This window comes from Streptomyces sp. NPDC023838 (assembly GCF_040639555.1).
Classification (GTDB): Bacteria; Actinomycetota; Actinomycetes; order Streptomycetales; family Streptomycetaceae; genus Streptomyces.
In genome coordinates, this window is the sequence record NZ_JBFAAD010000056.1 from 1 (window position 1) to 21,142 (window position 21,142).

Consider the following 21,142-nt stretch of genomic DNA (forward strand, 5'->3'; position numbering starts at 1 on the left):
CGACACCACGTGAGGTGCGTCCAGCACCAAGCCGCTGGCTAGCGGACCGCCGATAACACGATCGGTGACGCAGAATCTCGAAATCGGGACACTAGGCCTCCTCCCTCGACCTACGCCTCCTCCCTCGGCGGTTCGGTGCCGCCGCCCCGCCGGAGGGTGCGCAGGGCGGCGCCGGGGCGCCAGGCTCGTAGGACGATCTCCTCCGTCTCCTTGTCGAGGCCCGTGTGGACCACCTCGGTCAGCTCCGCCCGGAACAGGAGGAACGGCTCGGGCGGATGCACCTCGTCCGCGTACCGGGCGCGCTCCCCGGGGTCGACGACCTCGACCGCGCGTCCGCTGATCCGGACGTCGCCGTCGGCCATCTCCGTGTCGGGCCCGGGGTTGGCCTGGACGGCGAAGCGCGGGTCGCGGCGCAGGTCGTACGCCTTGCGCGAGTTCGGCATCATGCCGAGCCACAGCTCGCCGACCCGGATCTCGACCTCCAGGCCGGTGACGCGGGGGCTGCCGTCCGCGCGCAGGGTCGCGAGGACGTGGTGCTTGTACCGGAGGAAGCGCTCGCGCACGTTCTCGGCGAACTGCGGCTCGGCGGCCTCGAACTCTTCCCAGCGGAATGACGGTGTCTGCGGTGCCATGCGCCCAGCAAACCGCAAATACCCGACACCTTCTGTCTGGATTACTCCATCACCTCCCAGGGGAGGGAGGAGGTCAGTCACCCGGGTTCGCCCAGTGCGACCTCAGCACCTCCTCCGCCGGCTTGCCGTGCGGCGTGTACGCGAGCTTCGCTGGTGTCTCCCCGCTGTCCGGCCAGTCGTCCCACATCCACCAGCACACCCCGGCCCACCAGTCCCGCCCCGTGAACGTGTCCAGCAACGCCCGGTACCCGGCGGCCTGTTCGGCGGTGTCCTGGCGCTTGCTGACCGTCCAGGAGTACGGCGCCGTGGTCGAGCCGCGCTGGCTCGTGTACCCGGCCTCGGTGAAGAGGATCTTGCGGTGCTGCCGTCCGGAGAAGGCCGCCAGCTCGGCCGCGACCGGCCGCCAGGCACTGCCCAGCTTCGCCGCGTCCGCCGTGGGGGCCGACCCCAGCGGCCAGTACGCGTCGATGCCGATGACGTCGAGCTCCGGCCAGAAGGGGACCTTCGCGTACTCGTCGTAGTTCGCCGCGTACGTCAGCGGCTCCCGGTAGCGGGCGCGGACCGCCGCGATCACCCGGCGCCAGGACGCCAAGTCGCCCGACACGCCCGCGAGTTCCGTGCCGACCACGAACCGCTCGGTCCCCGTCTCGTGCGCGATCGCCGCGTAGTGGGTGATGAACTTTTCGTACGAGACGAACCAGGCCGCCCGGTCGGCGGGGCGGATCCCGGCCCGGTCGGCGCCGTCCACCAGGTCCACGTGCGGCTTCAGCATGACCTTGAGCCCGGTCCGGTGCGCCAGGGCGGTGATCCGCCGCAGGCTCGCGTCGCTCGCGGTCTCCTCGGTGGGGTGCTGCTCCGCGTCCTTGGTGGTGCGCTGGTACCAGGTGGGCGTGAAGACGACCCAGCGCGCCCCGGTGTGCGCGATGTCCCGCAGATACGCCTCCGCGCGCGGGCTGTCGTAGTCGTCCGCCGCCCAGGACGGCAGCGTCATCCCGCGCACCGGCCCGTCGGCCGCGGAACCGGACCCCGGGCCGGGGGCCGAGTCGTCGTCCGGCTCCCCCGAGCAGCCCCCGAGCACGAGCGCGGCGGCCGCGGCCAGAGCCGCGACCGCCTTCTTCCCGTACGTGCTCACAGCGCCGCGGGGCTGACGAACGTGTAGCCGAGGGCCTTGATGCCGTCGATCGTGTCCTTCAGCGGCTGGAGCGGATAGTAGGGGTGGTAGAAGAAGCTCGCGAAGCCGTCCCGGACCGCCAGGTTGGCCTTGGCCGAGGCCACGAGGTCCGCCGGGAGCCGCGGCGGATGGTTGTTGATCTGCACGGGCTCATAGTTCCCGATGTTCTCGGGCAGCACCTTCGTCCCGTACACGTCGTTGACGACGTACGGGAAGAACTGGCCGATGAACCGGTTCGGGTCCGCCGTACCACCGCTGAGCGTCCCGGCGAAGTACAGCGAACGTTCCAGCCGGGCCGAGTAGTTCTGCGCGAAGACGTGATAGTCCGTGGCGGAGGCGGCGTAGTGCGGAGTCGTCCACAGCTGCGGCCTGGGGAGCCCGGCCGCGCTGAACGCCGCGAGGCCGGCGTCGGCCCGGGACTGGGCCCACGCGGCGGAGTCCTCGGCCACCGGCCCGTCGTAGACGACGTTGTCCGCCGCGTCCACATGCGCCCGGTAGAACTCGAAGTCGTCGCCCGTCACTCCGGTGTACGGGTTGTCGGCGGTGTCGTACTGGTGGGTGTAGCCGTGCTCCATCAGCACCGCGCCGCGCGCCAGCATGTACCGCAGCGCCGAGACGAGCTGCGGCCGCTGCACCAGCGTCACGGTCTGCGGCGTCCCGCCGTTGTAGACGCCCCTGGGGTCCGTGTAGACGGGGATGACGTTGATCCCGTACGGGATGTGCTGCGCGTAGAGGTAGTCCGCCATCGCCCGCAGCTGCGCCGGGTCGGAGTCGGGGCTGATGTCCTCCAGGCGGACCACGGCCCGGTGGCGGGCGGCGGTGCCCGGGGCGAGGGCGTCGAAGAGCATGTCCTCGAAGGCGATCACGCGGTCGCTCTCGGAGACGTAGCTGAACGGGATCTCCCCCACATAGGTGAGGTTGGCCGACCGCACGGCCCACGGGAAGGTCTGCCCGCTCGCCGAGTCGAGTGCCTCCGCGACCCTGGTGACCCGCGGATATCCGGGTCCGGTCAGGATGTTGGGGCGCAGCACGCCGCCGTCCTGCCCGGCCGGGATCTTCCGGGTGAGGGCCTGTCCCCCGTACGTCACCCGTGTGACGTTCCCGACCGAGCCGCCGGACTCGAAGTACGACGTGGTGGGGTCCCAGCCGTACTTCTGGGTGAACTGCGCGACCCCCACCGCGCTGCCCATGTTCCAGATGTTGTCGCCGGCCCAGGTCACCGGGGTCGTACCGGCCAGGACGTCCTGATAGAGGGCGGGCGGTACCGCGTCCGGCAGGTCGCCGCCGTAGTAGGTGGAGCCGAGGTAGACGGCGGCCGTGTACTGGCCGAGCATCCCCGGTGTGTACTGCGAGACCGGCTTGGCGGTCACGGTGCCGAAGTGGCCGCCGAGGTTCGCCGCGGCCATGGCGTACAGCTCGCCCAGGTATCCGTAGGGCCCCGCCGTGTCGTAGAGCACCAGCGTCGAGGTCGAGGCGGGCGCGCCCTGGAGGAGCCGGCGCACGGTGTCCGTCACGCCCGACAGGAGCGTGCCGACCGGTGAGCGCGGCGCCGCGCGGCGTCCGGTGTCCGCCGCGAGCTGGGCCTTGGCCCAGTCGGCGAGGCCTGCCTGGTTGAGTGTCGCCGCCGGTCCGGCCGGAGGTGGCGGCGGCTGGCCCGCCGGGGCGGCGGAGGCCGCGAAGACGGTGCCGAGGAGCGCCGCGAGCAGCAGGAACACGGCGGAGATCCGCCGCCGCCCCCGGCTGCGGCGCGGTGGCGCCTTTCTCAGGGATTTCACGAGTCTTTCCCCCCTCTTTACCGGCCAATGAAAACAGACCGGATCCCCCGTTCCGGAGAATTCCGGAACGGGGCTCTTGGTCGAATGAGGGCCACGATTCTTCTGCCCGGCCGCAAAGGCTGTCAATAGGACGCCATGCGCACTCCCCGGGCACCGTCGCCGCCTTCCCGGATTCGGTCCATGAAGTTTTAACTTCACCTCTCCCGGGGTCGTCCGACTCTGCTACGTTCGCCATCTCACGCGGCGACGCGTGGGTAAAAATGGGGGGGAACCCATGTACGGAAAACCTGCCTTGGGCACCGTGCTGCCACTGGCGGGGATGGCGGCGGCACCCGAGGCCGTACCCGGCCTACCTTTGGCCAAGGCTCTCCAGGCCATCGCGGGTGCGGGCTTCGTACTCTACTGCCTGACCGCCTGCATCCTCATATCGATCAGAATTCGATTCCAATGGCGCACGGGTTCGAATTCCGAGACCGACGGGGCGCACCCCGGTGACGTGGGGCGGAAATGATCACCGAGCTGCTTCTCTGGTCGAGCATTTCCCTCATCCTCATGGCCGGCTGCTACAACACCGGTCTCTTTCTACTCTCCAGACGCAGGGCACCGCGCAGAAAGGGACCGCGTAAAGAGCGGCTCTATGTATTTCTCCTCGCCTGCCTCAATGAAGAGCAGGTACTGGCCGAGAGCCTGGCGCGGATCACCGCACTGCCCGCCGGGAATTTCCTGGCCCTGGTCATCGACGACGCCTCGGACGACCGTACGTCCGCGATAGCCCTGGCGGCGGGCCCCGAACGGGTCCTGCTGCACCGGCGCGAACTCCCGGACGCCCGGCGCGGCAAGGGCGCCGCCCTCAACGACGGCGTGCGGTTCCTGACCGAGTCAGGCGTGCTCGACGGGCACGACCCGGACGACGTCCTCCTCTGTGTGGTCGACGCGGACGGGCGGCTGGACGCCCATGTGGTCCAGTCCGTCGACCCGTTCTTCGACGACCCCCGCACCGGAGCCACCCAGATCTGCGTGCGGATGTACAACCGGGGCCTCGGGCTGCTCGCCCGCCTCCAGGACATGGAGTTCGTGGTCTACGGCGACGTCTTCCAGAGCGGGCGCCGCTTCATCGGAAGCGTCGGCATGGGCGGCAACGGCCAGTTCATGCGGCTGTCGGCGCTGCACACCCTGGGGCCGGGCGGCCCCTGGAGCGACAGCCTCACCGAGGACCTCGACCTCGGCGTCCGGCTGATCGCGAAGGGCTGGGTCACCCAGCACTGCACCACGGCCTCAGTCTCCCAGCAGGCCGTCCTCACCCTGCGGCGCCTGGTACGGCAGCGATCCCGCTGGTTCCAGGGCCACCTCCAGTCGGCCGGACTCGTCCCGCTCATCCTGCGGGAGGTCGCGACCCGGCCGGCGCTCGACCTGCTCTACCACCTCTCCAGCCCGGTGCTCATCCTGCTCACCTCGCTGCTGCCGCTGTCCTTCCTGGTCGCCTTCGGCGGCACGGTCCTCGCCTCGGTCGAGGCGGGCCGGGCGCTGGTGTCACCGATGTGGCTGGTGGGCCCGTACGTGCTCTCCTTCACCGCCGCGTACGCGTACGGCTTCGTGTACGCCAAGCGCGAGCGGGACGTCGGGCTCGTGCGGTCGGTGCTGATCGCCCATGTCTTCGTGTTCTACGGCTACATCTGGTTCGCCGCCGGCTGGATGGGCCTGTGGCGGATGGCGACCGGCAAGACCACCTGGCTGAAGACCGCCCGCACCTGAGCGGCACCTCCGCGACGGGGCCCGGCCCCGATACGCGTCTCTCGGCGCGCCTCTCACTTCTCTCATCGTGCTCGTCCTTGTCATAGGGGGGACCTATGTCTGCCATGTCTTCGTTTCCTTCCGCCGCGCCCGTGCGCGCCATGCTGGTGCTCGGCACCCGGCCCGAGGCGATCAAACTGGCGCCGCTCGCCCGGGCGCTGGCCGACGGTACGGAGTTCGAGCCGGTCGTCGTGACCACCGGCCAGCACCGCGAGATGCTCCACCAGATGCTGGGGCTGCTGCGGGTCGACGTCCGCTACGCCCTGGATGTGATGCGCAACCGCCAGCAGCTCTCCGATCTGACGTCCCGTCTGGTGGAGGGGCTCGGGCAGTTGCTGCGCGAGGAGCGGCCCGACCTCGTCGTGGTCCAGGGCGACACCACGACCGCGCTGGCCGGCGCGCTGGCCGCGTTCTACGAGCGGATTCCCGTGGCGCACGTCGAGGCGGGGCTGCGCACCGGGGTCCTGGACAACCCGTTTCCCGAGGAGCTCAACCGCTGCCTCATCGGGCGCATCGCGCGCTGGCACTTCGCCCCGACCGAGCGCGCCGCCCGGCACCTGCGGGCCGAGGGCATCTCCGACGGCCAGATCTTCACCACCGGCAACACCGTCATCGACAACCTCCACTGGGCGCTCGCCGAGGGGCTCGGGCAGTGCGCGTTCCGCACCGCCCGGCGGCGGGTCCTGGTGACCCTGCACCGCCGGGAGAACCAGGGCACCCGGATGCGCGCGATGGGCCGGGCGCTGGGCCGGCTCGCCGACCGGGGCGACGTGGAGATCGTGATCCCGCTGCACAAGAGCCCGGCCGTGCGCGAGGCGCTGCTGCCGCTGACGGGCCGGGCGGGCATCACCCTGGTCGAGCCGCTGGACTACCCGGACTTCACGGCCACGCTCGCGGGCTGCGAGCTCGTCCTGACCGACTCCGGCGGCATCCAGGAGGAGGCGCCCAGCCTCGGCAAGCCCGCCCTGGTGCTGCGGACCACCACCGAGCGGCCGGAGGCGGTGGAGGCCGGGGCGGCCCGGCTCGTCGGCACGGACCCGGAGGCCATCGTGGCGGCCGCGACCGCGCTCCTCGACGACCCCGTCGCGTACCGGCGGATGGCGACGGCGGGCAATCCGTACGGGGACGGCGGCGCCACCGCCCGGATCGTCACCCAGCTCATCGAGGACTTCGCGGCGGAAGTCCCGTCCGCCCCCGCGCCCTTGCTCCCCGCGCCCCCCAAGGGTGGCGGACCGGGTCCATACTCGACGGCATGACGACAGCCCCGCGTCTGCGGCGCCCGGTCCCGCCGCCCGGGCCCGGTGGCCGCGGACGCAGAGCCACCGCCCTGGTCCTGGCCGCCGCTCTGCTGGCGGCCGGGGCCTTCGGCCTGAGCAGGTGCGCGGCTGACGGGGGCCCGGCGCCGCGCTCCCCCTGGGCGGACGGCACAGCACACGGCCGCTGGCAGTCGGTGTTCAACGGCCACGGCGTCAACACGGGCGACGACGACGCCCTGGACCTGGCGCCGCGGCGGGCCACCGACCCGGGCACCACCCACGCGGGCCTGGTGGTGAGCCGGGCCGCCTACGGCGACGTGGGCTACCAGGCCCGGATGCGCACGGTCGAGCAGTTGCGCACCCCGGCGCCGAACACCTGGGAGGTGGCCTGGCTGGTGTGGGCGTACACCGACCCGGAGCACTTCTACTACATCACCCTCAAGCCGAACGGCTGGGAGCTGGGCAAGCGCGATCCGGCCTACCCCGGCGGCCAGCGCTTCCTGGCGACGGGCGAGCGGGCCTTCCCGGTCGGCACCTGGTACACGGTCCAGGTCCAGCAGCGGGGCGGGCGTCTGCGGGTGGCCGTGGACACGGCGGGCCTCGCCGACTTCACGGACACCGAACGCCCGTACCTCCAGGGCGCCCTGGGGGCGTACACGGAGGACGCGCGGGTGGAGTTCCGGGAGCTGCGGGCCGAGGGAAGCAGGGGTTGACGCGCCGCGGCGCCCGCCCGGTCGTCCGGTCGGGGACAGTGGGGCAGGCGCCGCGCTGCGGGGGTCCGGGGGTGTCCCCCGATCCGGCGCAGCCCGTACACCGTTGTACGGAACGTATTTGGGGTGGAGCGGATCAGACCGTCAGCGCCCGGTCCGTCGGACGGATCGGGGCGGGCAGTGCGCTCCTCCCCGTAAGGTACCGGTCCACACCCCGTGCTGCCGAACGGCCCTCAGCGATCGCCCAGACGATCAAGGACTGACCGCGGCCCGCGTCACCGGCCACGTACACTCCGTCGACATTGGTCGCGAAGTCCGCGTCGCGGGCGACGTTGCCGCGCTCGTCGAGCTCCAGGCCGAACTGCGCCACCAGGCCGTTGGACTGGTCGGTGCCGGTGAAGCCCATCGCGAGGGTGACCAGCTGGGCGGGGATCTTCCGCTCGGTGCCCGGCTTCTGGGTCAGCTTGCCGTCGACGAACTCGACCTCGACGAGGTGCAGGAACTGGACGTTGCCGTCCTCGTCGCCCTCGAAGTGGGTGGTGGAGACGGAGTAGACCCGCTCGCCGCCCTCCTCGTGGGCCGAGGTGACCTTGTAGAGCATCGGGAAGGTCGGCCAGGGCTGGTGGGCCGCGCGGTCCTCCGAGGGGCGCGGCATGATCTCCAGCTGGGTGACCGAGGCCGCGCCCTGGCGGTGGGCGGTGCCCACGCAGTCCGCGCCCGTGTCGCCGCCGCCGATCACCACGACGTGCTTGCCCTCGGCGGTGAGCGGGGGCGCCACGAAGTCGCCCTCCTGCACCTTGTTCGCCAGCGGCAGGTACTCCATGGCGAAGTGGATGCCGTTCAGCTCGCGGCCGGGGACCGGCAGGTCGCGGGAGACCGTGGCGCCGGCCGCGATGACCACCGCGTCGTACCGCCGGCGCAGCTTGGCCGCGTCGATGTCGCGGCCGATCTCCACCTCGGTGCGGAACTTGGTGCCCTCCGCGCGCATCTGCTCGATGCGGCGGTTGATGTGCACCTTTTCCATCTTGAACTCGGGGATGCCGTAGCGCAGCAGACCGCCGATGCGGTCGGCGCGCTCGTACACCGCCACGGTGTGACCGGCCCGGGTCAGCTGCTGGGCGGCGGCGAGGCCCGCCGGGCCCGAGCCGATGACCGCGACGGTCTTGCCGGAGAGCCGCTCCGGCGGCTGCGGGGTGACGTCGCCGCTGTCCCACGCCTTGTCGATGATCGAGACTTCGACGTTCTTGATGGTGACGGCGGGCTGGTTGATGCCGAGGACGCACGCCGACTCACAGGGAGCCGGGCACAGCCGCCCGGTGAACTCCGGGAAGTTGTTGGTGGCGTGCAGCCGCTCGGAGGCCGCCGACCAGTCCTCGCGGTAGGCGTAGTCGTTCCACTCGGGGATCAGGTTCCCCAGCGGACAGCCGTTGTGGCAGAACGGGATGCCGCAGTCCATGCAGCGCCCGGCCTGCTTGCTGATGATCGGCAGCAGCGAGCCGGGAACGTAGACCTCGTTCCAGTCCTTGACGCGCTCGGCCACGGGGCGGGTCTGGGCGACCTCGCGACCGGTGGTGAGAAAGCCCTTGGGGTCAGCCATTGGTCGCCGCCTCCATCATCTTCTCGGTGGTCTCCTGCTCGGAGAGACCGGCGAGCTCAGCGGCTTCCTTGGCGGCGAGCACTGCCTTGTACGTGGACGGGATGATCTTGCTGAAGCGCTCCGCCGCGACGGGCCAGTCGGCGAGCAGCTTCTCGGCGACCGTGGAGCCGGTCTCCTCCTGGTGGCGGCGCACGACGTCGTGCAGCCACTGCTTGTCGGCTTCCGAGAGGGTCTCGACCGCCGCCAGGTTGCCGGAGTTGACGTGGTTGGGGTCGAGGTCGATCACGTACGCGATGCCGCCGGACATGCCGGCCGCGAAGTTGCGCCCGGTCTCGCCGAGGACCACCGCGTGGCCGCCGGTCATGTACTCGCAGCCGTGGTCGCCCACGCCCTCCGAGACCACCAGGGCGCCGGAGTTGCGGACGCAGAACCGCTCGCCGGTGCGGCCGCGCAGGAACAGCTCGCCGCCGGTCGCGCCGTACGCGATGGTGTTGCCCGCGATGGTCGAGTACTCGGCGAGGTGGTCGGCGCCCCGGTCCGGGCGGACGATCACGCGGCCGCCGGAGAGGCCCTTGCCGACGTAGTCGTTGGCGTCACCCTCCAGGCGCAGCGTCACACCGCGCGGCAGGAAGGCGCCGAAGGACTGGCCGGCCGAGCCGGTGAAGGTGACGTCGATGGTGTCGTCGGGCAGGCCCGCACCGCCGAACTTCTTGGTCACCTCGTGGCCGAGCATGGTGCCGACGGTCCGGTTGATGTTGCGGATCGCGACCTGGGCGCGGACCGGCTGGGCGTCCTCGGCGCTGGCGGCGCCGAGCGCGTCGGCGGCGAGCTCGATGAGCTCGTTGTCGAGCGCCTTCTCCAGGCCGTGGTCCTGCTCGATACGGGCGTGGCGCACCGCGCCCTCGGGCAGCTCGGGCACGTGGAAGAGCGCGTCCAGGTCGAGGCCCTGCGCCTTCCAGTGGCGCACCGCGCGGCTGGTGTCGAGCAGCTCGGCGTGGCCGACGGCCTCCTCGATCGTACGGAAGCCGAGCTCGGCGAGGAGCTCGCGGACCTCTTCGGCGATGAACTCGAAGAAGTTGACGACGAATTCGGGCTTGCCGGAGAACCGGTCGCGCAGCACCGGGTTCTGGGTGGCGATTCCGACCGGGCAGGTGTCCAGGTGGCAGACGCGCATCATGACGCAGCCGGAGACGACGAGCGGCGCGGTCGCGAAACCGAACTCCTCGGCGCCCAGCAGCGCGGCGATGATCACGTCACGGCCGGTCTTGAGCTGGCCGTCGGTCTGCACCACGATCCGGTCGCGCAGGCCGTTGAGCAGCAGCGTCTGCTGCGTCTCGGCCAGGCCCAGCTCCCAGGGTCCGCCCGCGTGCTTCAGCGAGGTCAGCGGGGAGGCGCCCGTTCCGCCGTCGTGGCCGGAGATCAGGACGACGTCCGCGTGCGCCTTGGAGACACCGGCGGCGACCGTGCCGACACCGACCTCGGACACGAGCTTCACATGGATGCGCGCGGCCGGGTTGGCGTTCTTGAGGTCGTGGATCAGCTGGGCCAGGTCCTCGATGGAGTAGATGTCGTGGTGCGGCGGCGGCGAGATGAGGCCGACGCCCGGGGTGGAGTGCCGGGTCTTGGCGACCCACGGGTAGACCTTGTGGCCGGGCAGCTGGCCGCCCTCGCCGGGCTTGGCGCCCTGGGCCATCTTGATCTGGATGTCGTCCGCGTTGACCAGGTACTCGCTGGTCACACCGAAGCGGCCGGAGGCGACCTGCTTGATGGAGGAGCGGCGCGCCGGGTCGTACAGGCGGTCCGCGTCCTCGCCGCCCTCGCCGGTGTTGGACTTGCCGCCCAGCTGGTTCATGGCGATGGCGAGCGTCTCGTGCGCCTCGCGCGAGATCGAGCCGTACGACATGGCGCCGGTGGAGAAGCGCTTGACGATCTCGGAGACCGGCTCGACCTCGTCGATGGGGATCGAGGGGCGCTCGGAGGAGAAGCCGAAGAGCCCGCGGAGCGTCATCAGCCGCTCGGACTGTTCGTTCACGCGCTCGGTGTACTTCTTGAAGATGTCGTACCGGCGGCCGCGGGTGGCGTGCTGGAGGCGGAAGACCGTCTCCGGGTCGAACAGGTGCGGCTCGCCCTCGCGGCGCCACTGGTACTCGCCGCCGATCTCCAGGGCGCGGTGGGTGGCCGCGATGCCGGAGGCGGGGTACGCCTTGGTGTGCCGGGCGGCGACCTCCTTGGCGATGACGTCGATCCCGGCGCCGCCGATCTTGGTGGCGGTGCCGATGAAGTACGTGCCGACGAACTCCTCGTCGAGGCCGACGGCCTCGAAGACCTGGGCGCCCCGGTAGGAGGCGACGGTCGAGATGCCCATCTTGGACATGACCTTCAGGACGCCCTTGCCGAGGGCGTAGATCAGGTTGCGGATGGCCTGCTCGGGCTCCAGGCCCTCGATGAAGGTGCCCGCGCGGACCAGGTCCTCGACGGACTCCATCGCCAGGTACGGGTTGACGGCGGCGGCGCCGTAGCCGATCAGCAGCGCGACGTGGTGCACCTCGCGCACGTCACCGGCCTCGACGAGCAGACCCACCTGGGTGCGCTGCTTCGTACGGATGAGGTGGTGGTGGACGGCGGCGGTGAGCAGCAGCGACGGGATCGGCGCGTGCTCGGCGTCGGAGTGCCGGTCGGAGAGGACGATCAGGCGGGCGCCGTCCTCGATGGCGGCGTCGGCCTCGGCGCGGATGGCCTCGATGCGCTCGGCCAGGGCCGCGCCGCCGCCGGAGACCCGGTAGAGGCCGGAGAGCGTGACGGCCTTCATGCCCGGCATGTCGCCGTCGGCGTTGATGTGTATCAGCTTGGCCAGCTCGTCGTTGTCGATCACCGGGAACGGCAGCGTGACGCTGCGGCAGGACGCGGCGGTCGGTTCGAGGAGGTTGCCCTGCGGGCCGAGCGAGGAGCGCAGCGAGGTGACGAGCTCCTCGCGGATGGCGTCCAGCGGCGGGTTGGTGACCTGCGCGAACAGCTGGGTGAAGTAGTCGAAGAGCAGCCGGGGGCGCTCGGAGAGGGCCGCGATCGGGGAGTCCGTGCCCATCGAGCCGAGCGGCTCGCCGCCGGTGCGGGCCATCGGCGCGAGGATGACGCGCAGCTCTTCCTCGGTGTAGCCGAAGGTCTGCTGGCGGCGGGTGACCGAGGCGTGCGTGTGCACGATGTGCTCGCGCTCGGGCAGGTCCTCCAGCTCGATCTCGCCGGTCTCCAGCCACTCGGCGTACGGCTTCTCGGCGGCCAGCGCCGCCTTGATCTCGTCGTCCTCGATGATGCGGTGCTCGGCGGTGTCGACGAGGAACATCTTGCCGGGCTGGAGGCGGCCCTTGCGGACGACCTTGGCGGGGTCGATGTCGAGAACGCCGACTTCAGATGACAGAACGACAAGTCCGTCATCCGTCACCCAATACCTGCCCGGGCGCAGGCCGTTGCGGTCCAGGACCGCGCCGACCTGGGTGCCGTCGGTGAAGGTGACACAGGCCGGGCCGTCCCAGGGCTCCATCATCGTGGAGTGGTACTGGTAGAAGGCGCGCCGGGCGGGGTCCATCGAGTCGTGGTTCTCCCACGCCTCGGGAACCATCATCAGCACGGAGTGCGGCAGCGAGCGGCCGCCGAGGTGCAGGAGCTCCAGCACCTCGTCGAAGGAGGCGGAGTCGGAGGCGTCCGGCGTACAGACCGGGAAGATCCGCGCGAGGTCCCTGTCCCCGAGCAGCTCGGTCGCCAGCTGCGACTCGCGGGCCACCATCCAGTTGCGGTTGCCCTTGACCGTGTTGATCTCGCCGTTGTGCGCGACGAAGCGGTACGGGTGGGCGAGCGGCCAGGAGGGGAAGGTGTTCGTCGAGAAGCGCGAGTGGACCAGCGCGACGGCGGTGGCGAACCGGCGGTCGGAGAGGTCCGGGAAGAACGGCTCCAGCTGCCCGGTGGTGAGCATGCCCTTGTAGACGATCGTCCGGGCGGAGAGCGAGGGGAAGTACACCCCGGCCTCGCGCTCGGCGCGCTTGCGCAGGACGAAGCCCTTGCGGTCGAGCGCGATGCCTCTGCTGGTGCCGTCGGCGACGAAGATCTGCCGGAAGGCGGGCATGGTGGCGCGGGCGCCGTTGCCGAGCAGCTCGGGCGTGACGGGCACCTCGCGCCAGCCGAGGACGTCCAGGCCCTCCTCGGCGGCGATGGCCTCGATCTTCGCCACGGCCGAGGCGCTGTCCTCGACGGGCAGGAAGGCGATGCCGACGGCATACGCACCGGCCTCGGGCAGCTCGAAGGAGGTGACCTCGCGCAGGAACGCGTCCGGCACCTGGAGCAGGATGCCCGCGCCGTCGCCGGAGTCCGGCTCGGATCCGGTGGCGCCCCGGTGCTCGAGATTGCGCAGTACGGTCAGCGCCTGCTCGACCAGCTCATGGCTGGCCACACCGGTCAGGGTGGCCACGAACCCGACACCGCAGGCGTCGTGTTCGTTACGGGGGTCGTACATCCCCTGCGGAGCAGGTCGACCGTCCATGGGCGACCAGGCGTCGGAACGCATCGGCTCTCCCGTCGTCGTCGTGGCATATGAATAGCCGAGGGACGACGTTGGCCCTCTGCGAAATTTCGTGCAGGTTACATGATGGGTCGGATCTCGGGAACCGGATAGCCCATTCCAGCATGCGGACACTCGGGGCGGCGATCGCCGTGCTTTACGGGGCAGGCTTCATTGCCTGTGTCAGCGGAGTGTGTACGGCCTATGCCCGGTGGTCGCAGATGCGAAACCGCCGAGTAACGATTACTTATGTCAGGCCCTGCATACTCCCGCATAGTACGGGTGGCGGGGCGATCCCGCGCAGGACGTAGGTCACATGGTGACCCCGGACTCGTCCGGGCGCACGGCGAGCACGGCGGGCACGGCGCACGGCGGGCAACGGCGGGCACGGCGAAGGCCCGCCCGGACGAGGGGGAACGTCCTGGCGGGCCTTTCGGGGGGAAGGGGGCCGCGGGGTCAGCCGACCGCCGCGCCGAAGAGCGAGCCGAGGCCGAAGGTGAGGGCCGCGGCCGCGCCGCCCAGGGCCAGCTGGCGCACCCCGCTGAACCACCACGAGCGCGCGGTGACCCTGGCGACCACGGCGCCGCAGGCGAAGAGCCCGATCAGCGCGAGGAGCACGGCGGGCCACAGGGCGGTCGCGCCGAGCAGATACGGCAGTACGGGCAGGATCGCGCCCAGCGCGAACGAGCCGAAGGACGAGACGGCGGCGACCGTCGGCGACGGCAGGTCGTCGGGGTCTATGCCGAGCTCCTCGCGGGCGTGGATCTCCAGCGCCTGCTCGGGGTCGCGGGAGAGCTGCATGGCGACCTCGCGGGCGAGCGCGGGCTCGACACCGCGCGACACGTACAGCTCGGCCAGCTCCTCCATCTCGTCCACCGGGTGCTTGCGCAACTGCTGGCGCTCGACGTCGAGTTCGGCCTCGACGAGCTCGCGCTGCGAGGCGACCGAGGTGTACTCGCCGGCGGCCATGGAGAAGGCTCCGGCGGCCAGGCCCGCGAGGCCGGTGACGACGATGGTCTGCTGCGCCACCGCGCCGCCCGCGACACCGGTCATCAGGGCCAGGTTGGAGACGAGCCCGTCCATGGCGCCGAAGACGGCGGGGCGCAGCCAGCCGCCGTTGACGTCCCGGTGTGTGTGGTTGTCCCGGTGCGCCTCGTGCAGCGTGGCTTCGGTGTTGATGACGGACACAGCTCTCCCCTTGCGTTCAGCAGCGGGCTCTCGCGCCCACTCCCCCTCGTCTTCGTCGAAATTACGCTCGATGTAAGCCCCGCGCTAGCAAGGCAGGCCGTACTTACCCAGGTCAGAAGGCAGTTCTGCTCATCCGTGTCCGCTCTTGCACAGATGGGGCGAAGAGGGTGACACATGGACTCCCGGCTCGTTCGGCGTGGCAGAGATCAGGCGAAGGATCAGGCGACGCGAAAGGCCTCCCATGGAGTTGATCGCCAGCGGCCCGGGAACAGCCGAGGCCATCCGCGAGCGAGCCAGGGGCGCGCTGCTGGGTCTGGCGGTGGGGGACGCGCTCGGAGCCCCCGCCGAGAACCTCAAACCCTCGGAGATCCGGCGCCGCTGGGGCCGGATCGAGGGGTTCGTCTCCGACGACCCGGCGGGTACGGACGACACGGAGTACGCCATCTTCTCGGGCCTGCTGCTCGCCCGGCACGGCTCGGCGCTCACCGTCAACCACGTCGAACACGCCTGGCACCACTGGATCGCGGACCGCGACGAGGGCCCGTTCCGGGGCGCGGGCTTCAGCGAGCGCGGCACCCTGGAGAACCTCCGCCGGGGCCTGGCCGCCCCCATCTCGGCCCAGCACCGCCACGCCTGGAGCGACGGCCTGGCGATGCGCGCGGCCCCCTTCGGCGTCTTCGCCGCGGGCGCGCCGGAGGAGGCGGCGCGCCTGGTGGCGATCGACGGGTGCGTCAGCCACGAGGGCGAGGGCATCTACGGCGGCCAGGCGGTGGCGGCGGGCGTGGCGGCGGCCATGACGGGCGCGGGCCTGACCTCGGTGATCGCGGCGGCTCTGTCGGTGATCCCGATGGATTCCTGGACGGCGCGCTCGCTGCGCCGCGCGGTGGCGGTGGCCGACCAGGGCGAAAGGGCTGTCCGCTCGGCGGTGGTGATCGGCGGCTACCCCTGGACGGACCTGGCCCCCGAGGCGGTCGCCCTGGCCTTCGGTGCCTTCGCCACGGCCCGGGGCGACTTCACGGGGTCGGTCCTGACGGCCGTGAACATGGGTCGCGACGCGGACACGACGGCGGCGGTGGCGGGCGCCCTGGCCGGCGCGTACGGCGGCGCCACAGCGATCCCGCCCCCCTGGTCCGCCACGATCGGCCCGGTCCGCGGCAGCTGCCTCCCCGAGATGCGCGGCTACCACGTCCTGGACATCGCGGACCTGCTGACACCGGACCCGGAAGAAGAGGAAGGGGAGATCGCGTGATGGGTGACGAGGTTTCAGGGCGGGGGCCGGGGCCCGGGCCGCAGCTTCGGAGCGGGGGCCCGGGGGTGCAGGGCCCGAGCGGGGTGCGGGGGCCGCAGGCCCTGCTGGGGGATCCGGCGGCTACGCCCCCGAGCGGGGTGCAGGAGCCGCAGGCCCCGCAAGGAGGCCCGGCGGCGCCGCTTCCGAGCGGGGTGCAGGGGCCGCAGGCCCCGCTCGGGGTCCGGGGGCGAAGCCCCCGGGAAAGCCCACCCGCCCCTTCCCCCACCCACCCCCGGAGGGTCTCGGGAAGGGGCGGGGTGGGGGAATCCCGGCGCGAAGCGCCCACCCCACCACCCCCACACCAAGACGACCGCATCCTGGGCCTCCTCCTGGGCCTGGCCGCGGGCGACGCCGCGGGATGGCCCGCCGCGCGGCACCGCGCGGCCCGCATGCCCGAATGGACCCGGCGCCTCACCCGCGAACTCGACACCTTCGCCGAGCAGAACGCCACCACCACCCTCCCCGTCCCCATCGCCCTCAACCAACCCCCCGAACCCCTGCGCCTGGGCCCGTCGGACGACGCCGAGTGGGCCGCGTTCGCCGCCGAGACCCTGCTCACGGCCGGCGAACCCCTGCTCGCCCACCTCACCCCCGCCAGACGCGTCCGCGCCGCCGTCGACCGCGCCTGGAACCTCCTCGCCGCCGAGGTCGCCGCGGCGGCCGAGCGCGCCCCCGAGGTCGAGTCCGCCGTACTCCCCCTGCGCGCCCGCATCTCCGTACGCGCGGGCCTCGGCAACCTCGCCACCGGTCTACGCCCGCCCGCCACCGGCCACGACAACCCGCACTACTTCGACGACGCCGCCTGCGTACGCGCCGCCGTCCTCGCCGTCGTCCACCCCGGCGCGCCCCGCGAAGCCGCCGAACTGGCCGAGTTCGACGCGCGCTACACCCAGGACGGCGACGGGGTGCACGGCGCCCGCGCCATCGCGGCGGCGGTCGCGGCCGCGCTCGGCGGCGCCACCGTCCAGGCCGCCGTCCAGGCCGCCCTCGACGAGCTCCCGCCCGACACCGAGATCGGCCGCAACGCCCAGCTCGCCGTCAAGCTCGCGCACGACTTCGCCGACGACACGGCGGGCGCGTTCGCCCTGGTCCCGCTCCTGGAGCACCAGATCGTGGACCACGTCTACAGCTACGGCATCGCCGCCGCCGAGACCGTCCCCGTCGCCCTCGCGCTGACCCTCGCCTCACGCGGCACCGTGGCCACGGCGGTCCCGGCCGCGGCGTGTCTGTCCCGGGTCGCGGACTCGGCGCCCGCCCTCGCCGGGGCTCTCACCGGCGCGCTCGGCGGCGGCGCCGCGATCCCCGCCCCCTGGCTCGACGCCTGCCGCACCCTGTCCGGCTGCGCCCTGCCACGGCTGGCCGGCACCGACCTCGTGGAGCTCGCCGGGCTCCTCGCCGACACGCTGCGCCACCCCCCGGGCGGCTGAGCTTTTCGCGAAAATACCGCGAACCACCCCGAACTGACCGCCCAGGGTGGACAATTCCGGCATGACGCTCACGACGTCGTACACGACGCTCACTCTTGAGGACCGCATCACCGGCGCCCTGGTCGGCGCGGCCGTCGGGGACGCCCTCGGCGGCCCGGTCGAGGGCTACACCCCGGAGCAGATCGTGGAGCGGCACGGCGGCCGCGTCCACGGCATCGTCGGCCCCTGGCACGGCGCCGACTGGCGCACCGCGCGCCCCATCGCCCCGTACCACAAGGGCGACGGACACGTCACCGACGACACCTTGATGACGCACGCGCTGATCCGGGTGTACGAGAAGGTCCGCGACCACCTGGACGCGTACGCGATCGCGGACCACCTGATCCCCGACCTGATCTCCCGCCCGGTCTGGATCCCGGAGCTGGAGGCGGAGACCGTCCCCCTGCACCGGATCTTCCTCGCCGAGAAGTGGCTGGTGGCGCGGCTGCACTACGGCCATGTCGACCCCCGCGAGGCGGGCACCGGCAACATCGTCAACTGCGGCGCGGCGATGTACATGGCCCCGGTCGGCCTGGTCAACGCGGCCAACCCGGCGGCGGCGTACGCGGAGGCCCTGGAGGTCGCGGCCCCGCACCAGTCCTCGTACGGACGGGAGGCGGCGGGCGTCTTCGCGGCGGCGGTGGCGGCGGCGTGCACACCGGACGCGACGGCGGCCGGGGTGGTGGAGACCTGCCTGTCCCTGGCGAAGGACGGAACCCACGCGGCGATCGAGGCGGTGGCCGAAACGGCGTCCGGGCACACGGACTTCGAGTCGGCCCTCGCCCCGCTCCGGGCGGCGGTCGCCCCCTTCGACACGGTCGGCCCGGACTACCGCGCCCCCTCCCTGGGAGCCCGCCGCCCGTCCCGTCTGCACGCCATCGAGGAACTCCCGATCGCCCTGGGCATGCTGCTGGTGGCCGACGGCGACTTCCGCACGGCGGTCCTCGGAGCGGTGAACTACGGCCGCGACTGCGACTCGATCGCGACGATGGCGGGCGCGCTGACAGGCGCGCTCCGGGGCGAGGCCCCCATCCCGACGGCCTGGCCCAAACAGATCGCCGAGGCCAGCCGCCTGGACCTGCATGCCCCCGCGCGCGCCCTCGCCGACGTGACGCGCGAGGTGTACGAGAAGGACCGCACCCGCCAGGACGCCCACCGCGCCGCCTTCGAGGCGCTGACCCGATGACCCCCTGCGCCTGACCTGGCTCCAGCCGGAAGACCTCATCGCCCACGAGCTCCGCCAGGCGAAGGAGGACGGCCGAGACGCGGAACGCATCGCAGCACGCTGGCGGGGTGCGGGCGGCCGGGAGGCCCCCCGAACGGCGGGCGCTTCCCCCGCCCCCGCACCCCCCGAACTACGCGAGCTGGCACTGGCTTTGCTGGACGAACTGGGCACTCTCCCCTGCCGGTTGAGGGAGCACGAACCGACGGACTACGAAGCGATCAAATCAGCGACGACAACCGGGCCCAGCCCCGCCCGGGGTCCGGGGCGGAGCCCCGAGGGGGTGCAGGAGCCCAGCCCCGCCCGGGGTCCGGGGCGGAGCCCCGAGGGGGTGCAGGAGCCCAGCCCCGCCCGAGGGCTCGGGCCCGGAGCCCTCAACCACCCACCCACCCCGGGGCGGAGCCCCGCGAGCGGGGTGCAGGGGGCGCAGCCCCCGCCTGGGGGCCCGGGGGCGGAGCCCCCGGAAAACCACCTTCCCCACCCCCACCCCCGGAGGGTTCGGGGAAGGGGCGGGGTGGGGGAAATCCACCGCCTCCACGCCGCCTGGCTCGGCCGGGCCGCCGGCTGCCTGCTCGGCAAGCCCGTGGAGAAGCTCCCCCTCCACGGCATCCGGCACATCGCCCGAGCCACCGGCAACTGGCCCCTCCACACCTGGTTCACCGCCCGCGGCCTCCCCGCCGACCTGGCCGCCACGTACCCCTGGAACCGCCGCTCCGCCCCCACCTCCCTCGCCGAGAACATCGACGGCATGCCCGAGGACGACGACCTCAACTACCCGCTCCTCGGCCTGCTCCTCCTCCGTCGCCACGGCTCCGCGTTCACCACCGAAGACGTGGCCCGGCTGTGGCTGGACGAGCTCCCGGCGGGGCGCACGTTCACCGCCGAGCGGGTGGCGTACCGCAACCTCCTGGACGGGATCGAGCCGCCGCACACCGCCACCCACCGCAACCCGTTCCGCGAGTGGATCGGCGCCGCCATCCGCGCCGACGTGCACGGCTGGACCAACCCGGGCAACCCCGCGGCCGCCGCCGAGCAGGTACACCGCGACGCCGTCCTCACCCACACCGCCAACGGCGTGTACAGCGCGATGTTCACGGCCGCGGCGATCTCCCTGGCCGCCACCGGCGCGTACGACGTACACGGCTGCCTCGACGGCGGCCTCGCCGTGATCCCCCCGCGCTCCCGCCTCGCCGAGGCCGTCCGCCTCGGCATCCGTCTCGCCCGCGAGGAGGCCGACTTCGACGCGGTCGTCGACCGCCTGCACTCGGCCCTCGGCGCCTACCACTGGGTGCACTCCGTGCCCAACGCCGCCCTGCTCGCCGCCGCCCTCACCCACGCCGACGGCGACTTCTCCGGCTCCATCTGCCGCGCGGTGTCCGGCGGCTGGGACACCGACTCCAACGGAGCCACCGCCGGATCGCTCGCGGGACTCCTCGCCGGGCACCCGGACGCGCTGCCCGCCCGCTGGACCGCGCCGCTCAAGAACCGCCTCGCCACCACCGTCGCCGACTTCGACGGCACGGGCTTCGACACCCTCGCAGAACTGACCGCCCAACTCGTTCCCCAGGAGGTACCAAGCGCATGACGCGCATCGCGGTGCTCGGCAGCACCAACATGGACCTGGTCGCCTACGTGGCGGCCGCCCCGCGCCGCGGCGAGACCGTCACCGGCCACGACTTCCGTACGATCCCGGGCGGCAAGGGCGCCAACCAGGCCGTCGCCGCAGCCCGCGCGGGCGGCGACGTCGCGCTGATCGGAGCGGTCGGCACGGACGAGTACGGCGTACGGCTGCGGGCCGCGCTCGACGGCTCCGGCGTCGACACCGACCTCGTGCGCACCACCGAGGGACCGTCCGGCACGGCCCACATCGTGGTCGACGCGGACGGCGGCAACGCGATCGTCGTCATCCCCGGCGCCAACGCCTCCGTCACCCACCTCGGCCCCGGCGACGAGGCGCTGATCGCCGGTGCCGAGGCGCTGCTGCTCCAGCTGGAGCTGCCGATGGACACGGTCGTCGAGGGCGCCCAGGCGGCCCGGCGGCACGGGGTGCGGACGGTCCTCACCCCCTCCCCCGTCCAGCCCCTGCCGCCCGAACTCCTCGCCGCCACCGACCTGTTGGTGGCCAACGAGCACGAGTCCGCCTCGCTGGCCGGCGTCGACGACCCGAAGGCGGCCGCCCGCGCGCTGCTCGAACTCGTCCCCGAGGTGGTGGTCACGCTCGGCGCCCGGGGCAGCCTGTACGCGGCGCGCGGCCAGGACCCGGTCGCGGTCCCGGCCCCCGAGGTGAAGGCGGTCGACACGACGGGCGCGGGCGACACGTTCGTCGGCGCGCTCGCCGTCGCGCTGGGCGAGGGCCGGGCGATGCCCGAGGCGCTCGCCTGGGCGTCGGACGCCGCCGCGCTCTCGGTCCAGCGGCCCGGCGCGGTGGCCGCCATGCCGTACCGCACGGAGATCGACGCGGCGTCGGCAGGGGCCGAGGGAACCGGACGGTGACACCTCC

At 72.4% G+C, this 21,142-nt stretch carries 14 protein-coding genes; 8 read left to right on the plus strand and 6 right to left on the minus strand.

The genetic code is table 11. The features are described 5' to 3' along the window. Window positions 1-110: 110 nt before the first annotated feature. The 3 genes from AB0G17_RS35485 to AB0G17_RS35495 form a co-directional block, all read right to left on the minus strand. Window positions 111-632, minus strand: a complete 522-nt coding sequence (locus AB0G17_RS35485) for a pyridoxamine 5'-phosphate oxidase family protein (RefSeq protein WP_361391788.1) — start codon at window positions 630-632, stop codon at window positions 111-113. A gap of 73 nt (window positions 633-705) precedes the next feature. Further along, on the minus strand, window positions 706-1,764 hold the full coding sequence (locus AB0G17_RS35490) for a hypothetical protein (protein WP_361391791.1): 1,059 nt from the start codon (window positions 1,762-1,764) through the stop codon (window positions 706-708). Continuing rightward, window positions 1,761-3,578 (minus strand): polysaccharide deacetylase family protein, encoded by a 1,818-nt coding sequence (locus AB0G17_RS35495; protein WP_361391794.1) that lies wholly within the window; start codon window positions 3,576-3,578, stop codon window positions 1,761-1,763. Before AB0G17_RS35495 ends, AB0G17_RS35490 begins: the two co-directional genes overlap by 4 nt. A gap of 507 nt (window positions 3,579-4,085) precedes the next feature. On the opposite strand from AB0G17_RS35495, the gene AB0G17_RS35500 reads away from it, so the two are divergent. From AB0G17_RS35500 to AB0G17_RS35510, 3 genes are all read left to right on the plus strand, one after another. Continuing rightward, window positions 4,086-5,330 carry a glycosyltransferase family 2 protein gene (locus AB0G17_RS35500; protein WP_361391797.1) on the plus strand — a complete coding sequence of 415 codons (1,245 nt, stop codon included), beginning with the start codon at window positions 4,086-4,088 and terminating at the stop codon, window positions 5,328-5,330. 104 nt (window positions 5,331-5,434) lie between these two features. Next, window positions 5,435-6,625: a UDP-N-acetylglucosamine 2-epimerase (non-hydrolyzing) gene (gene wecB, locus AB0G17_RS35505; protein WP_361391800.1), complete on the plus strand. Its 1,191-nt coding sequence runs from the start codon at window positions 5,435-5,437 to the stop codon at window positions 6,623-6,625. Further along, entirely contained in the window at window positions 6,622-7,338 is a 717-nt protein-coding gene (locus AB0G17_RS35510; protein WP_361391803.1) for a family 16 glycoside hydrolase, read from the plus strand. Before wecB ends, AB0G17_RS35510 begins: the two co-directional genes overlap by 4 nt. Window positions 7,339-7,471: 133 nt before the next feature. Here AB0G17_RS35510 and AB0G17_RS35515 read toward each other — a convergent pair whose 3' ends face one another. The 3 genes from AB0G17_RS35515 to AB0G17_RS35525 form a co-directional block, all read right to left on the minus strand. Continuing rightward, window positions 7,472-8,932 carry a glutamate synthase subunit beta gene (locus tag AB0G17_RS35515; protein WP_361391806.1) on the minus strand — a complete coding sequence of 487 codons (1,461 nt, stop codon included), beginning with the start codon at window positions 8,930-8,932 and terminating at the stop codon, window positions 7,472-7,474. Continuing rightward, the gene (gltB, locus tag AB0G17_RS35520) at window positions 8,925-13,484 is read right to left on the minus strand and encodes a glutamate synthase large subunit (protein WP_361391809.1); all 4,560 of its coding nucleotides are present in this window, start codon (window positions 13,482-13,484) and stop codon (window positions 8,925-8,927) included. Before gltB ends, AB0G17_RS35515 begins: the two co-directional genes overlap by 8 nt. A 450-nt stretch (window positions 13,485-13,934) precedes the next feature. Beyond that, on the minus strand, window positions 13,935-14,666 hold the full coding sequence (locus AB0G17_RS35525; RefSeq protein WP_361391812.1) for a VIT1/CCC1 transporter family protein: 732 nt from the start codon (window positions 14,664-14,666) through the stop codon (window positions 13,935-13,937). A 241-nt stretch (window positions 14,667-14,907) separates the two neighbouring features. On the opposite strand from AB0G17_RS35525, the gene AB0G17_RS35530 reads away from it, so the two are divergent. From AB0G17_RS35530 to rbsK, 5 genes are all read left to right on the plus strand, one after another. Then, window positions 14,908-15,915 (plus strand): ADP-ribosylglycohydrolase family protein, encoded by a 1,008-nt coding sequence (locus tag AB0G17_RS35530; RefSeq protein ID WP_361391814.1) that lies wholly within the window; start codon window positions 14,908-14,910, stop codon window positions 15,913-15,915. A 296-nt stretch (window positions 15,916-16,211) separates the two neighbouring features. Continuing rightward, a complete protein-coding gene (locus tag AB0G17_RS35535; protein WP_361391816.1) occupies window positions 16,212-17,381 on the plus strand; it encodes an ADP-ribosylglycohydrolase family protein in 1,170 nt (389 codons plus the stop codon). A 61-nt stretch (window positions 17,382-17,442) separates the two neighbouring features. Then, the gene (locus AB0G17_RS35540) at window positions 17,443-18,606 is read left to right on the plus strand and encodes an ADP-ribosylglycohydrolase family protein (RefSeq protein WP_361391819.1); all 1,164 of its coding nucleotides are present in this window, start codon (window positions 17,443-17,445) and stop codon (window positions 18,604-18,606) included. Window positions 18,607-18,610: 4 nt separating this feature from the next. Next, entirely contained in the window at window positions 18,611-20,227 is a 1,617-nt protein-coding gene (locus AB0G17_RS35545) for an ADP-ribosylglycohydrolase family protein (protein WP_361391852.1), read from the plus strand. After that, a complete protein-coding gene (rbsK, locus tag AB0G17_RS35550) occupies window positions 20,224-21,135 on the plus strand; it encodes a ribokinase (RefSeq protein WP_361391822.1) in 912 nt (303 codons plus the stop codon). Before AB0G17_RS35545 ends, rbsK begins: the two co-directional genes overlap by 4 nt. Window positions 21,136-21,142 lie beyond the last annotated feature (7 nt).